The sequence below is a fragment of the Streptomyces luteolifulvus genome (assembly GCF_008806595.1).
Taxonomy (GTDB): Bacteria; Actinomycetota; Actinomycetes; order Streptomycetales; family Streptomycetaceae; genus Streptomyces; species Streptomyces luteolifulvus.
Map to the genome: position 1 here is coordinate 1 of NZ_VZRB01000041.1, position 14,054 is coordinate 14,054.

General features: G+C 68.7%; 12 protein-coding genes, 1 rRNA gene and 1 riboswitch. Of the genes, 12 read left to right on the top strand and 1 reads right to left on the bottom strand.

Features of this window, described 5'->3' with window-relative positions; all coding sequences use genetic code 11:
- The first annotated feature begins 10 nt into the window (after nucleotides 1-10).
- The 11 genes from rrf to F7R91_RS35720 all read left to right on the top strand — a co-directional run bounded on the left by rrf (nucleotide 11) and on the right by F7R91_RS35720 (nucleotide 10,452).
- Nucleotides 11-127: ribosomal RNA gene (rrf, locus tag F7R91_RS35670) — 5S ribosomal RNA — on the top strand.
- 109 nt (nucleotides 128-236) lie between these two features.
- Nucleotides 237-845 (top strand): CDP-alcohol phosphatidyltransferase family protein, encoded by a 609-nt coding sequence (locus F7R91_RS35675; protein WP_150956888.1) that lies wholly within the window; start codon nucleotides 237-239, stop codon nucleotides 843-845.
- Between the two features lie 114 nt (nucleotides 846-959).
- Nucleotides 960-3,455: a mannose-1-phosphate guanyltransferase gene (locus tag F7R91_RS35680; RefSeq protein WP_150956890.1), complete on the top strand. Its 2,496-nt coding sequence runs from the start codon at nucleotides 960-962 to the stop codon at nucleotides 3,453-3,455.
- Nucleotides 3,456-3,552: 97 nt separating this feature from the next.
- Nucleotides 3,553-4,458, top strand: a complete 906-nt coding sequence (locus F7R91_RS35685; protein WP_150956893.1) for a DUF881 domain-containing protein — start codon at nucleotides 3,553-3,555, stop codon at nucleotides 4,456-4,458.
- Nucleotides 4,455-4,787, top strand: a complete 333-nt coding sequence (locus tag F7R91_RS35690; RefSeq protein ID WP_003988855.1) for a small basic family protein — start codon at nucleotides 4,455-4,457, stop codon at nucleotides 4,785-4,787. The genes F7R91_RS35685 and F7R91_RS35690 overlap by 4 nt, the downstream gene beginning before the upstream one ends.
- Before the next feature lie 5 nt (nucleotides 4,788-4,792).
- A complete protein-coding gene (locus F7R91_RS35695; RefSeq protein WP_150956896.1) occupies nucleotides 4,793-5,623 on the top strand; it encodes a DUF881 domain-containing protein in 831 nt (276 codons plus the stop codon).
- Between the two features lie 61 nt (nucleotides 5,624-5,684).
- Nucleotides 5,685-6,587, top strand: coding sequence for an FHA domain-containing protein (locus tag F7R91_RS35700; protein WP_150956899.1), 903 nt, complete (start codon nucleotides 5,685-5,687; stop codon nucleotides 6,585-6,587).
- 41 nt (nucleotides 6,588-6,628) lie between these two features.
- A complete protein-coding gene (gene ftsR / locus F7R91_RS35705) occupies nucleotides 6,629-7,366 on the top strand; it encodes a transcriptional regulator FtsR (RefSeq protein ID WP_150956902.1) in 738 nt (245 codons plus the stop codon).
- A gap of 84 nt (nucleotides 7,367-7,450) precedes the next feature.
- Nucleotides 7,451-7,924 carry a bifunctional nuclease family protein gene (locus F7R91_RS35710; RefSeq protein WP_004002801.1) on the top strand — a complete coding sequence of 158 codons (474 nt, stop codon included), beginning with the start codon at nucleotides 7,451-7,453 and terminating at the stop codon, nucleotides 7,922-7,924.
- A 259-nt stretch (nucleotides 7,925-8,183) separates the two neighbouring features.
- A complete protein-coding gene (locus F7R91_RS35715; RefSeq protein WP_150956905.1) occupies nucleotides 8,184-8,828 on the top strand; it encodes a MerR family transcriptional regulator in 645 nt (214 codons plus the stop codon).
- 55 nt (nucleotides 8,829-8,883) lie between these two features.
- On the top strand, nucleotides 8,884-10,452 hold the full coding sequence (locus F7R91_RS35720) for a DNA polymerase IV (RefSeq protein WP_150956908.1): 1,569 nt from the start codon (nucleotides 8,884-8,886) through the stop codon (nucleotides 10,450-10,452).
- On the opposite strand, the gene F7R91_RS35725 is transcribed toward F7R91_RS35720, so the two are convergent.
- Complete coding sequence (locus F7R91_RS35725; RefSeq protein ID WP_191971790.1) at nucleotides 10,374-10,745, bottom strand: PRC-barrel domain-containing protein; 372 nt, start codon at nucleotides 10,743-10,745, stop codon at nucleotides 10,374-10,376. The two genes, F7R91_RS35720 and F7R91_RS35725, sit on opposite strands and share 79 nt — an antisense overlap.
- Nucleotides 10,746-10,859: 114 nt before the next feature.
- Nucleotides 10,860-10,955: riboswitch (glycine riboswitch) on the top strand.
- 176 nt (nucleotides 10,956-11,131) lie between these two features.
- Here F7R91_RS35725 and gcvP point away from each other — a divergent pair.
- Nucleotides 11,132-14,017: an aminomethyl-transferring glycine dehydrogenase gene (gene gcvP / locus F7R91_RS35730; RefSeq protein WP_150956914.1), complete on the top strand. Its 2,886-nt coding sequence runs from the start codon at nucleotides 11,132-11,134 to the stop codon at nucleotides 14,015-14,017.
- The last annotated feature ends 37 nt before the right edge of the window (nucleotides 14,018-14,054 follow it).

Genomic DNA, 14,054 nt, shown 5'->3' on the forward strand with positions numbered 1-14,054 from the left:
TTCATAGTGTTTCGGTGGTTATAGCGTGAGGGAAACGCCCGGTTACATTCCGAACCCGGAAGCTAAGCCTTACAGCGCCGATGGTACTGCAGGGGGGACCCTGTGGGAGAGTAGGACGCCGCCGAACTCCTTTTACAGCTCTGGCTCTTGGGCACACAGCCCAGGAGCCAGAGCTTTTTTGCGTTGAGGTAAGGTCAGGGGGCATCGTCGGCACGTTTCCCACAGGAGGCTCCCGGGTGGAGGTCCAGGAGACCCGCGTCCAGACGGACCGGGTGCTCACCATCCCCAATATCCTCAGCATGGCGCGGCTCGTGGGTGTGCCGCTCTTCCTGTGGCTGATTCTCAGGCCTGAGTTCGGTGGCCCCAAGAGTGACGGCTGGGCGCTTCTGGTGCTCGCGTTGAGCGGTGTCAGCGACTACCTGGACGGCAAGCTGGCGCGGCGTTGGAACCAGATCAGCAGCCTTGGCCGGCTCCTTGATCCCGCGGCCGACCGGCTTTACATCCTCTCAACTCTGGTCGGACTTACCTGGCGTGAGATTCTGCCAGTCTGGTTGACTGCTGCACTTCTGGCGCGGGAGTTGGTCCTGCTGGTGATGGTGGGCATCCTCAGGCGCCATGGCTATCCGCCCCCGCAGGTGAACTTCCTGGGCAAGGCCGCGACCTTCAACTTGATGTACGCCTTCCCGTTGCTTCTGCTCAGTGACGGAAGTGGCTGGATCGCGTCACTCGCTGCTATTTTCGGATGGGCGTTCGCAGGGTGGGGTACAACGCTCTACTGGTGGGCAGGAGTCCTCTACGTGGTACAAGTCCGCCGCCTCGTCCGCGCGGACGCCATGGCCGATTGACCCCGCCGATTGGTGCGGCCGTAACGGCTGGATGGCCCGCGGTGGAAAAGTGCGGGACAATTTGACGGGTGTAGTCGGCTAGACCGTCGTCTCTTCGAGGAGGACGCTTCCGACATGAAGGCCGTCGTGATGGCCGGAGGCGAAGGCACGCGCCTTCGCCCCATGACCTCAAGCATGCCCAAGCCGCTCCTGCCAGTGGCCAACCGGCCGATCATGGAGCATGTTCTGCGGCTGCTCAAAAGGCATGGGCTCAATGAGACCGTCGTTACGGTCCAGTTCCTGGCCTCGCTGGTCAAGAACTATTTCGGTGACGGCGAGGAGCTCGGTATGGAGCTCAGCTATGCCAATGAGGAGAAGCCACTCGGTACCGCCGGAAGCGTCAAGAACGCCGAGGAGGCGTTGAAGGACGATGCCTTCCTCGTCATCTCCGGCGATGCGCTGACCGACTTCGATCTCACCGAGCTCATCAATTTCCACAAGGAAAAGGGCGCGCTGGTCACGGTCTGTCTGACGCGAGTGCCCAACCCTCTGGAATTCGGCATCACCATTGTCGACGAGGAGGGGAAGGTCGAGCGCTTCCTCGAGAAGCCGACCTGGGGTCAGGTTTTCTCCGACACCGTCAATACAGGCATCTATGTGATGGAGCCCGAGGTCTTCGACTATGTCGAGCCCGATGTGCCCGTCGACTGGTCCGGCGATGTGTTCCCGCAGTTGATGAAGGAGGGCAAGCCCGTCTACGGCTATGTCGCGGAGGGCTACTGGGAGGACGTCGGCACGCTCGAAAGCTATGTGAAGGCGCAGGCCGACGTGCTGGAGGGCAAGGTCGACGTCGAGATCGACGGATTCGAGCTCTCTCCGGGCGTATGGGTGGCCGAGGGTGCCGAGGTGCATCCCGACGCCGTCCTCCGTGGGCCTCTCTATGTCGGGGACTACGCCAAGGTCGAGGCCGGCGCGGAAATTCGCGAGCATACGGTCATCGGATCCAACGTCGTGGTGAAGACCGGGGCCTTTCTGCACAGGGCTGTTGTTCATGACAACGTGTACGTCGGTCAGCACAGCAATCTGCGCGGATGCGTGGTCGGCAAGAACACCGACATCATGCGGGCGGCGCGGATCGAGGACGGCGCGGTCATCGGCGACGAGTGTCTGATCGGCGAAGAGTCCATCGTTCAGGGCAATGTGCGGGTCTACCCGTTCAAGACGATCGAGGCCGGTGCGTTCGTCAACACCTCCGTCATCTGGGAATCCAGGGGACAGGCCCATCTCTTCGGAGCGCGCGGGGTGTCCGGCATCCTGAATGTCGAGATCACACCGGAGCTCGCGGTGCGGCTGGCCGGCGCCTACGCCACCACGCTCAAGAAGGGCTCCACCGTCACCACGGCCCGCGACCACTCCCGAGGCGCCCGGGCGCTCAAGCGGGCGGTCATCTCGGCGCTCCAGGCCAGCGCCATCGACGTACGGGACCTGGAGAACGTACCGCTGCCGGTCGCCCGGCAGCAGACCGGGCGCGGCAGTGCCGGTGGCATCATGATCCGCACCACGCCGGGGGTGCCGGACTCCGTCGACATCATGTTCTTCGACGGGCAGGGGGCCGACCTGTCGCAGGCGAGCCAGCGCAAGCTGGACCGGGTGTTCGCGCGGCAGGAGTACCGGCGCGCGTTCCCCGGAGAGATCGGCGATCTGCACTTCCCCGCGAGCGTCTTCGATTCGTACACCGGGTCGCTGCTCAGGAACGTCGACACGACCGGCATCTCCGAGTCGGAGCTCAAGGTCGTCGTGGACGCGTCCAACGGCAGCGCGGGACTGGTGCTGCCCAGTCTGCTCGGCAAGCTCGGGGTGGACTCCCTGACCATCAATCCGGGTCTGGACGAGTCGAGGCCGACGGAGACCGCGGACGCACGCCGGTCGGGGCTGGTGCGGCTCGGCGAGATCGTGGCGTCCGCGCGGGCCGCGTTCGGGGTGCGCTTCGATCCCGTCGGTGAGCGGCTGTCGCTGGTCGACGAGAAGGGGCGCATCGTCGAGGACGACCGGGCGCTGCTGGTCATGCTCGACCTGGTCGCCGCGGAGCGCCGCAGCGGGCGGGTGGCGCTGCCGGTGACCACCACGAGGATTGCCGAGCAGGTGGCGGCGTATCACGGAACGCAGGTGGAGTGGACCACGACCTCGCCCGACGACCTCACCAGGGTCGGCGGCGACGACTCGACCATTTTCGGCGGGGACGGCAAGGGCGGGTTCATCGTCCCGGAGTTCAGCAGAGTCTTCGACGGTGCGGCCGCCTTCGTACGACTGATCGGCCTGGTGGCGCGGACCCAGCTCACGCTCAGCCAGATCGACGCGCGGATTCCGCGGGCGCATGTCCTCAAACGGGATCTGGCCACTCCGTGGGCCGTCAAGGGACTTGTGATGCGACGGGTCGTGGAGGCGGCAGGAGATCGCTTTGTCGACACGACCGACGGTGTGCGGGTCGTGGAGACCGACGGTCGCTGGGTGATGGTGCTGCCGGACCCGGCCGAGGCCGTCACTCATCTGTGGGCCGAAGGGCCGGACGACGCCTCCGCCCAGGCCCTGCTCGACGAGTGGGCGGCGGTCGTGGACAGCGCCGGACGCTGAAAACGGAGCACGCGCGCGTGCCGGACAAGTGTCCCCAAGGGGGCCTGTCCGGCACGCCGGTGGGGCCATTCGGAGGTAGTGGTCGCGACGTGCGACGATGTGCGGCATGCCGCAGCCGCCCCCCGTTCGGAGCACACCCACGCGCCCCCCGCGTCCGGACGCCTCCATGTCGCTGCTCACCAACGTCATGGATCACAGCCTCGACGACGGATACGCCGAGGCTGCCGCCCGGAAGCGGGCCGACGGGACCGGCGGCCTGCCCAAGACGCTCAGGGCGAAGCTCGGTCTCGCCGCCGGTCTGGTGCTGGCGGCGCTCGTGGTGACCGTGGGAGCGGCGCAGGCGCGCGTGGCGGCGCCGGTGGTCGCCAAGGAGCGCGAGGAGCTGATCGACCGGATCGACCGGGAGACGGAGGCCGCGAACAAGCTCGAGGGGACCGTGGACACGCTGCGCGACGACGTGAGCCGGCGGCAGCGCGAGGCGCTCAGGGAGACCGGCGGCAGCGCCCAGGCGGAACTGGTCGGAATCCTGTCGGGCGCCACCGCGGTGCATGGACCCGGGGTGAAGCTGGTCGTGAACGACGCCAAGCAAGCCACCACGGGCGGCGACGGCGACCCGCGTGAGACCTCCGGCTTCTCCGACACCGGGCGGGTGCGCGACCGCGACATGCAGCGCGTGGTCAACGGACTGTGGGAGTCGGGCGCCGAGGCCGTGTCCATCAACGGTCAGCGGCTGACGGCCCTGTCGGCCATCAGGGCAGCCGGTGACGCGATACTGGTCGACAACAAGCCGCTGGTTCCGCCGTATACGGTGCTGGCCGTGGGGGACGGGGAAAGGCTGAGCACCAGGTTCCAGAACAGCGCCGACGGGCTGTATCTGCACGCCCTGCAGGAGAGCTACGGGATCCGGACGAGCATCTCCGTGGAGAACGACCTCCGGCTGCCCGCCGCACCGAGTGTGATCGTACGAACAGCACAGCCGATAACTGAGAAGGGCACATCGTGATCGCCGTACTGGGCCTCGTCGTGGGAGTCGTGGCCGGCCTGTTGGTCCGGCCTGAGGTTCCGGCGGTCGTCGAGCCTTATCTGCCGATCGCCGTCGTGGCGGCGCTGGACGCCGTGTTCGGCGGTCTGCGGGCCATGCTCGACGGGATCTTCGACGACAAGGTCTTCGTGGTGTCGTTCCTGTCCAACGTGGTGGTGGCCGCGCTGATTGTGTTCCTGGGCGACAAGCTCGGCGTCGGAGCCCAGTTGTCGACCGGTGTCGTGGTCGTTCTCGGGATCCGCATCTTCTCCAACGCCGCGGCGATCCGCCGGCACGTCTTCCGGGCGTGAGGCCGATGAGCAACGAGGACGCGACGCCCGAGAACAGGCTGCGCAAGGAGCTGCCCGAGGAGGTGCCGGCGACGGCGCCCGAGGCCGACGAGGTCCGCGAGCCGGAGCCCGGGCTCACCGGTCGGCAGCGCCTGGTGAAAGGCCTGTGGCCGCCGAGGGCCAGCCGGGCCCAACTCATCGTCGCTCTGCTGCTGTTCGGCCTCGGATTCGGTCTGGCCGTCCAGGTCGCCTCGAACAGCGACAGCGACAGCGCGCTGCGGGGGGCACGTCAGGAAGATCTTGTTCGCATTCTCGATGAACTGGATGACCGAACTCAGCGTCTTGAAGACGAGAAGCAGGGGCTCGAGAAGCAGCGCGACGAGCTGGAGAACAGCTCGGACCAGGCCGAGGAGGCACGCAAGCAGACGGTCGAGAAGGAGAGACAACTCGGCATCCTGGCGGGCACGGTGGCAGCCCAGGGGCCCGGCATCACGATCACGATCGACGACACGAAGGGGACGGTCGAGGCGGACATGCTGCTCGACGCGATCCAGGAACTGCGTGCGGCAGGCGCGGAGGCGATCCAGGTGAACGACGTCCGAGTGGTCGCCGGCACCTACCTCACGGACTCCGACAACGGTGTGAGCGTCGACGGGAACAAGATCAATGCCCCGTATCGTTTCCAGGTCATCGGCAACCCGAAGGACCTCGAACCGGCGCTCAACATCCCTGGAGGCGTGGTCCAGACGCTGGAGAAGGAGCAGGCCATCGTGACCGTCGAGCGGTCGGACAAGATCGTCGTGGACGCCTTGCGAGCCGCGCAGCGGCCTGACTACGCTCGGTCGTCCTCCCGGTGAACCGCGGGTGCATGGGGTACGTCGGGCGAGGGCATGACGTTGCGGGGGGTCGGCGCACCGATTGGGTGGTGCGTGGTGGAAACTGTCTGGTGGATACGGACGTTGTGAGGATGTCCGGGTCGACCGGTGTGTTCAATCAGGGTTCGTCCTGCCCCACGGGCGGGTCTGTTTCGGTCAAGGGGAATCGCCCGTGAAGTTGTTTGCGAAGTTGTTCGGCAAGAGCGCGCGAGAGGGCAGCGGCAATGCGACCGCCCGTCATCGCGCACAGCCCGACGAGGGTCAGCGCCCACTGTTCCGGGACCAGGTGCCTGCCCCGGGTGGTGACATTTCCGGTGGCCAGGGCGCGCCGTCTGTTGACCCTGCCCAGTCCGGAGGCATAGGTTTCGGGCAACCGTCAACCTCAAGTACGGGTGGAGGGTTTTCCCCTATGGCGGCCCAGGTGTGTACGAGGTGCGGTAACCGCAACGCGGAGAACAGCCGCTTCTGCTCCAACTGCGGTGCGCCGCTGCGGGCCGGAGCGGCGGCCGAGCGTCCGTCCGAGACGACCTCGACGATCTCCATCTCCGGACTGGAGGCCTACGACTCGGAGGCCACCGGCCAGACGCAGATGCCGATGCTCTCCCCGGAGGCGCAGGCGGCCGTCGACGCGCTCCCGCTCGGTTCCGCGCTCCTGGTGGTGCGCCGCGGCCCGAACTCGGGCAGCCGCTTCCTGCTGGACGGCGATCTGACCACGGCCGGGCGTCATCCGCAGAGCGACATCTTCCTGGACGACGTGACGGTCTCGCGTCGACACGTGGAGTTCCGCCGCAGCCCGGACGGTTCGTTCACGGTGGCCGACGTCGGCAGTCTGAACGGTACCTACGTCAACCGGGAGCGGATCGACCAGGTCGCCCTGTCGAACGGTGACGAGGTGCAGATCGGCAAGTACCGCCTGGTCTTCTACGCAAGCCAGCGGGGCTACTGACTCTCCCCCGGACTCGTCCGGAGGACCCCCAGGGAAGGTCCATGCATCGATCACTGAGCGGCGGTGCCGTGCCCGGCACCGCCGCCGCGGACAGTGGGCTGATGAGCATCGGCACGGTTCTGAACGTGCTGCGCGACGAGTTTCCCGAAGTCACCATCTCCAAGATCCGTTTCCTGGAGTCGGAGGGGCTCATCGAGCCGCAGCGCGCCCCCTCCGGCTATCGCAAGTTCAGCGCCCACGATGTCGAGCGGCTCGGTCACGTCCTGCGGATGCAGCGGGACCACTATCTGCCCCTCAAGGTGATCCGGGAACATCTGGACGCCATGGAGCGCGGTGAGGCCGTACAGCTGCCGGCCGTGGGCCGCCAGCGGGACGGCGAGGCCGTCGTGGAAGCCTCCGACACGCCGACGGCGGCCCGGATCGGACGGGCCGAGCTGCTCGCCGCCGCCGAGGTCGGCGAGCAGGAACTGCAGGAATGGGAGTCCTACGGACTCATCACCCCGCTTGCGGACGGGGCGTACGACGCCGAGGCGGTGACGGTGGCGGCGCTCGTCGCCGAGCTCGGGCGGTTCGGGATCGAGCCGCGGCATATTCGGCTGATGAAGGCTGCCGCGGACCGTGAGGCCGGGCTCGTGGACCAGGTGGTGGCCCCGCTCAAGCGCCACCGCAATCCACAGACGAGGGCACACGCGGAGGCCCGCACCAAGGAACTGGCGGGGCTCACGGTGAAGCTGCACGCGGCGCTGGTACAGACCGCGCTCGGGGTCCGTCTGCCCTGAACAGGCGGGTGCCGTCAGGCCGTATCGGCCGCGCCTTTCCGGCCCGACTACCCAAACATCCCGGGCACGGCCTAGGGTTGCTGTGTGAACGAGCTCGATGTCGTAGGTGTCCGGGTCGAAATGCCCTCCAACCAACCGATCGTGCTCCTGCGTGAAGTGGGAGGCGACCGCTACCTCCCCATCTGGATCGGGCCGGGGGAGGCCACGGCGATCGCTTTCGCCCAGCAGGGCATGGCCCCCGCGCGACCGCTGACCCACGACCTGTTCAAGGACGTGCTGGAGGCCGTCGGTCAGGAGCTCACCGAGGTGCGCATCACGGATCTTCGTGAGGGCGTCTTCTACGCGGAGTTGGTCTTCGCCAGCGGGGTGGAGGTCAGCGCCCGCCCGTCCGACGCCATAGCGCTCGCACTGCGTACCGGGACGCCGATCTACGGCAGCGACGGCGTGCTCGACGACGCCGGCATCGCGATCCCGGACGAGCAGGAGGACGAGGTGGAGAAGTTCCGCGAGTTCCTCGACCAGATCTCTCCCGAGGACTTCGGCACCAGCAGCCAGTGAGACATGCCGGCCCGGCGGGCTTGCGGTCCGTGACGGGCCGGTGCACGGCTGGTAACGGCCCCAACGCCGGCATTCGCCGGGGGCGCATAAGAGCGTCCTGCGTACCCCTCCGGGCGCATTCGGCTAGCCTTTCCCCGCGGCGGGGTACGGTAAACCACTCCTAGGGTGATTATCACTCGGCGTGCCGAGTGTGGCGATCGTTGACGCACCCCGGGTGACTGCCTACCGTCGAGGAGGCAGGTCAAGGACGGAGGTCGGCGTGAGAAGCAGCGGCGACGGTACGGTTGGGGGCGCTCCCGGAGGCAGTCTCGGGGCGAGCGGTCCGTACCCGCTTCACATCAGCGCGGCCGACCACGCTCCGCAGCGACCGGCGGCCGTGCCGAGCAGCGGAGGGGCGGCGTCGATGGCGTCCGAGGAGATCGGCTACCGGGGCCCGACGGCCTGTGCGGCCGCCGGCATCACCTATCGGCAACTGGACTACTGGGCTCGCACGGGTCTCGTCGAACCGAGCGTGCGACCCGCGTACGGCTCCGGCACACAGCGTCTGTACAGCTTCCGGGACGTCGTCGTCCTGAAGATCGTCAAGCGTTTCCTGGACACCGGAGTGTCACTGCAGAACATCCGCACCGCCGTCCTGCACCTCAGGGAACGCGGTTTCCGCGACCTGGAGCGCATGACGCTGATGAGCGACGGTGCCACGGTCTACGAGTGCACCTCGCCCGACGAGGTCCACGCCCTGCTCCAGGGCGGTCAGGGCATCTTCGGCATCGCCGTGGGCGTGGTGTGGCGGGACGTGGAAAGCGCGCTCTCACAGCTGCACGGCGAGCGGGTCGACACCGGGGAGACCCTCGTCGGCCACAACCCCGCGGACGAGCTGGCGCGGCGCCGCAACCGGGCGGTCTGAGAGGCCCCGGCTTTCCGGCACGGCATTGTCAGTGGCGTAGGGCAGCATCGGAGATGTGAGAACCGCGCCCACGATCCTGCATCTCGACATGGATGCCTTCTTCGCCTCGGCAGAGCAGGCATCCAAGCCGAGCCTGCGCGGGAAGGCCGTCGTCGTGGGCGGGCTGGGGCCGCGGGGAGTGGTGGCGACCGCGTCGTACGAGGCCCGTGTGTTCGGTGTCCATTCGGCGATGCCCATGGCCCAGGCCCGTCGGCTGGCGCCGAACGCCGCGTATCTCGTGCCGCGCTTCGGCTTCTACAAGTCGATCAGCGAGCAGGTGATGGGGCTCCTGCGCTCGCTGTCGCCGCTGGTGGAGCCGCTGAGTCTGGACGAGGCGTTCGTGGACCTGGAGGCCGGGGGAGTGGCATGGGACGAGGCCTCGGCCCGGCTGGCGGGTGTCAAGCTGCGCGCCGACATACGCGCGGTCACGGGGCTCACGGGTTCCGTGGGGCTCGCGGCCTCCAAGATGCTCGCGAAGATCGCCTCGGAGCAGGCCAAGCCGGACGGGCTGGTGGTGATCGAGCCGGGGACCGAGCGTGCCCTGCTCGGGCCCATGTCGGTGCGGACGCTGCCGGGGGTGGGGCCGGCGACGGGCGACCATCTGCGGCGGGCCGGGATCACCACGGTCGACGAGATCGCGGAGGCGGGCGATGACGAGCTCGTACGGCTGCTGGGCAAGGCCCATGGCCATGGGTTGTACGCCATGGCACTGGCGCACGACGAGCGGCCCGTGGTGGCCGAGCGGGAGACGAAGTCGGTGTCGGTGGAGGACACCTACGACGTGGACATCCATGACCGGGTGCGGGTGGGGCTGGAGGTGCAGCGGCTGGCGGACCGGTGCGTGCGGCGGCTGCGCGGGGCGGGGCTGTCCGGGCGGACCATCGTCCTGAAGGTGCGGCGCTACGACTTCTCCACATTGACCCGCTCCGAGACGCTGCGCGGGCCCACGGACGACCCGGCGGTGGTGCGGGAGGCCGCGGCCCGGCTGCTGGACGCTGTGGACACCACGGGCGGCGTACGGCTGCTCGGCGTGGGGGTCAGCGGACTCGCGGACTACACACAGGAGGACCTGTTCGCGCAGGCGGCCGGGGAGGAGCGGGCGGACCGTCCCCCGGAGGAGAGCGACGACCGGCCCGAGGGCGAGCCGGAGGCGCCCGTGGAGCGGCGGTGGCCGGCGGGGCACGATGTGCGGCATGCCGAGTACGGGCACGGGTGGGTGCAGGGCAGCGGCCTCGGCCGGGTCACAGTGCGGTTCGAGACACCCGACTCGGAGCCCGGGCGCGTGCGCACCTTCCAGGTCGACGACCCGGACCTGGAACCGGCGGATCCGCTGCCCCTCGTACCGCACATGCCGCCACCAGCACCGCACGAGCCACCCTGTGCACCCGCCTCGAACGAGCCGCACCTGCCACCCGCATCACACCTGCCACCCGCATCGCACGAGTCGCCCACGCCGCTCGGGACGCGAAGACCCGACGGCCCCGACGGCCCGGGGACCGCCGTGTCTCAGGACTCGTCCGGGCCCGCCACCTTGCCGAAGTCGCGGTCCGGGAACGCGGGAGGAGGGGCCACGTCGAGGCCGTAGTGGTGGTACAGCTGCAGCTCCTGCTCCGGTGAGAGATGCCGGCCGACGCCGAAGTCGGGGGCGTCCTTGATCAGGGCCCGGTCGAAGGGCACATGCAGGGTGCCCTCGACCAGTTGGCTGGGCTCCAGGGGCACGAAGGCATCCCTGCTGAACAGGCCGGTCCGTATGGCTGCCCACTCCGGCTCGCCCGTCGCGTCGTCGAGGTACACCTCGTCGATCGTGCCGATCTTGGTGCCGTTGCGGTCGAACGCCTTGCGGCCGATCAGGTTGCGCGGATCGATGTCGGTCTGCACGGTCCCTCCAACTGGTCGCAACTCATCCGTAGGCACTACAAAAGAACACATTCAGGTTGGTGGCCACTCGAAGGCCCGGTGTCTGCCCTCGCTGGTACGCTGGCAAGCGGCTGCTGACCCCGCGCGGGAGAGTCCTCCAGACACCATCGGAGGCGCCGAAGGAGCAAATCCTCCCCGGAATCTCTCAGGCCCACGTACCGCACGGACGAGGTCACTCTGGAAAGAAGGGCGGTTGTCGACGGCTTCCGCTCTCACCGACGGTGAAAGCCGGGAGCCTTCGGGCGGTCCGGTGAAGCTCTCAGGTTGAGATGACAGAGGGGGAGGCCGTCCGGGTACCCGCGCCGTGGTGCCCCTCGAAGGTCGCGTATGACCAGGAGGCCTCCGTAATGACCGCCCATCGCATTCCGCTCACCGAGCTCGAGCAGGGAATCCCCTTCGAGCAGCGCCACATCGGCCCCGACCACGAGGCCCGGGCCAAGATGCTCGCGCAGGTCGGCTACGGCTCCCTCGACGAACTCACCGCCGCAGCGGTCCCGGATGTGATCAAGAACGCCGACGCGCTGGACCTGCCGGGTGCCCGGACCGAGCCCGAGGTGCTGGCCGAGCTGCGCTCGCTGGCCGACGGCAACCAGGTCCTGGACTCGATGATCGGGCTCGGGTACTACGGGACCTTCACCCCGCCGGTGATCCTGCGCAATGTGATGGAGAACCCGGCCTGGTACACGGCCTACACGCCCTACCAGCCGGAGATCTCCCAGGGGCGGCTCGAAGCCTTGCTGAACTTCCAGACCATGGTCGCCGAGCTCACCGGCCTGCCGACCTCCGGTGCCTCACTGCTCGACGAGGGGACCGCCGCCGCGGAGGCGATGGCGCTGTCCCGGCGCATGGGGAAGAACAAGAAGGGCCTCTTCCTGATCGACGCGGACGCGCTGCCGCAGACCATCGCCGTGATCGAGACCCGTGCCGAACCGACCGGCGTCGAGGTCGTCGTCGCCGACCTCAGCGAGGGCATCCCGGCCGGCATCGCCGCGCGTGAGATCAACGGCGTGCTCCTCCAGTACCCGGGCGCCTCCGGTGCCGTACGCGACATCAAGGCGGTCATCGAGCAGGCGCACGAGCTCGGCGCGCTGGTCACGGTCGCGGCCGACCTGCTCGCGCTCACCCTGCTGAAGTCGCCCGGTGAACTCGGCGCGGACATCGCGATCGGTACGACCCAGCGCTTCGGTGTGCCGATGGGCTTCGGCGGTCCGCACGCCGGCTACATGGCGGTGCACGAGAAGTTCGCGCGCAGCCTGCCCGGGCGTCTGGTCGGCGTCTCCGTGGACGCGGACGGCAACAAGGCCTACCGGCTCGCCCTGCAGACCCGAGAGCAGCACATCCGCCGGGAGAAGGCCACCAGCAACATCTGCACCGCGCAGGTGCTGCTCGCCGTGATGGCGGGCATGTACGCCGTCTATCACGGGCCGGAGGGCCTGAAGGGCATCGCCCGGCGCACCCACCGGTACGCCACGATCCTCGCCGCGGGGCTGACGGCGGGCGGCGTCGAGATCGTGCACGGCTCCTACTTCGACACCCTCACCGCCAAGGTGCCGGGCCGCGCCGCCGATGTCGTCGCCGGCGCGCGGGAGAACGGCGTCAACCTCCACCTCGTCGACGCCGACCATGTGTCGATCGCCTGCGACGAGACCACCGCACGCGCCCAGCTCGGCGCCGTGTGGGCGGCGTTCGGGGTCGAGGGCGACATCGAGGCGCTGGACGCGGCGACGCGGGACACGCTTGCGGACGCGCTGCTGCGCACCGACGCCTACCTCACGCACCCCGTCTTCCACCAGCACCGCTCCGAGACCGCGATGCTGCGGTACCTGCGCCGCCTCGCCGACCGTGACTACGCGCTCGACCGCGGCATGATCCCGCTGGGCTCCTGCACCATGAAGCTCAACGCGACCACGGAGATGGAGCCGGTCACCTGGCCCGCGTTCGGGCAGCTGCACCCCTTCGCGCCCGCCGAGCAGGCGCAGGGCTACCTCACCCTCATCCGCGAGCTGGAGGAGCGGCTCGCCGAGGTCACCGGGTACGACAAGGTGTCGCTCCAGCCGAACGCCGGTTCGCAGGGTGAGCTGGCCGGACTGCTCGCCGTACGCGGCTACCACCGTGCCAACGGTGACGAGCAGCGCACGGTGTGCCTCATCCCGTCCTCCGCGCACGGCACCAACGCCGCCAGCGCCGTCATGGCCGGCATGAAGGTCGTCGTCGTGAAGACCGCCGAGGACGGCGAGATCGACGTGGCGGACCTGCGGGCGAAGATCGAGCAGTACCGCGACGAGCTGGCGGTGCTGATGATCACGTACCCATCGACGCACGGAGTGTTCGAGGAGCACGTCGCCGACATCTGCGCCCAGGTGCACGAGGCCGGCGGACAGGTGTACGTCGACGGAGCCAACCTCAACGCACTGGTGGGGCTCGCCAAGCCGGGGCACTTCGGCGGTGACGTCTCCCACCTCAACCTGCACAAGACCTTCTGCATCCCGCACGGCGGCGGCGGCCCGGGCGTCGGCCCGGTCGGTGTGCGCGCGCACCTGGCGCCGTACCTCCCGAACCACCCGATGCAGCCCGCCGCCGGCCCGGAGACGGGCGTCGGCCCGGTCTCGGCCGCGCCCTGGGGCTCCGCGGGCATCCTGCCGATCTCGTGGGCGTACGTCCGGCTCATGGGCGGCGAGGGGCTGAAGCGGGCCACGCAGGTGGCCGTGCTGTCCGCCAACTACATCGCCAAGCGCCTGGAACCGCACTACCCGGTGCTCTACACCGGCCCGGGCGGCCTGGTCGCGCACGAGTGCATCATCGACCTGCGGCCGCTGACCAAGGCGACCGGCGTGAGCGTCGACGATGTCGCCAAGCGGCTGATCGACTACGGCTTCCACGCGCCGACGATGTCGTTCCCGGTGGCGGGGACGCTGATGATCGAGCCGACCGAGTCGGAGGACCTGACCGAGCTGGACCGGTTCTGCGAGGCGGTGATCGCCATCCGCGCGGAGATCGAGAAGGTCGGTTCGGGCGAGTGGCCGGCCGAGGACAACCCGCTGCGCAACGCCCCGCACACCGCCGCCGCGCTGGGCGGTGAGTGGGAGCACGCATACACGCGCGAGGAGGCCGTGTTCCCGGGCGGCATCCCGGCCTCGGAGAAGTACTGGCCGCCGGTGCGCCGGATCGACCAGGCCTTCGGCGACCGGAACCTCGTCTGCTCCTGCCCGCCGCTGGACGCGTACGAGGACTGAGCGAGTCCGAGGAGAGCCCCGTCCGTGGCCCGGTCGG

Bases quoted from the DNA above. Each gene is read 5' to 3' on its own strand.
- F7R91_RS35680 (WP_150956890.1), top strand. From the start codon at position 960: ATGAAGGCCGTCGTGATGGCCGGAGGCGAAGGCACGCGCCTTCGCCCC.
- F7R91_RS35685 (WP_150956893.1), top strand. From the start codon at position 3,553: ATGTGCGGCATGCCGCAGCCGCCCCCCGTTCGGAGCACACCCACGCGC.
- F7R91_RS35695 (WP_150956896.1), top strand. From the start codon at position 4,793: ATGAGCAACGAGGACGCGACGCCCGAGAACAGGCTGCGCAAGGAGCTG.
- ftsR (WP_150956902.1), top strand. From the start codon at position 6,629: ATGCATCGATCACTGAGCGGCGGTGCCGTGCCCGGCACCGCCGCCGCG.
- gcvP (WP_150956914.1), top strand. From the start codon at position 11,132: ATGACCGCCCATCGCATTCCGCTCACCGAGCTCGAGCAGGGAATCCCC.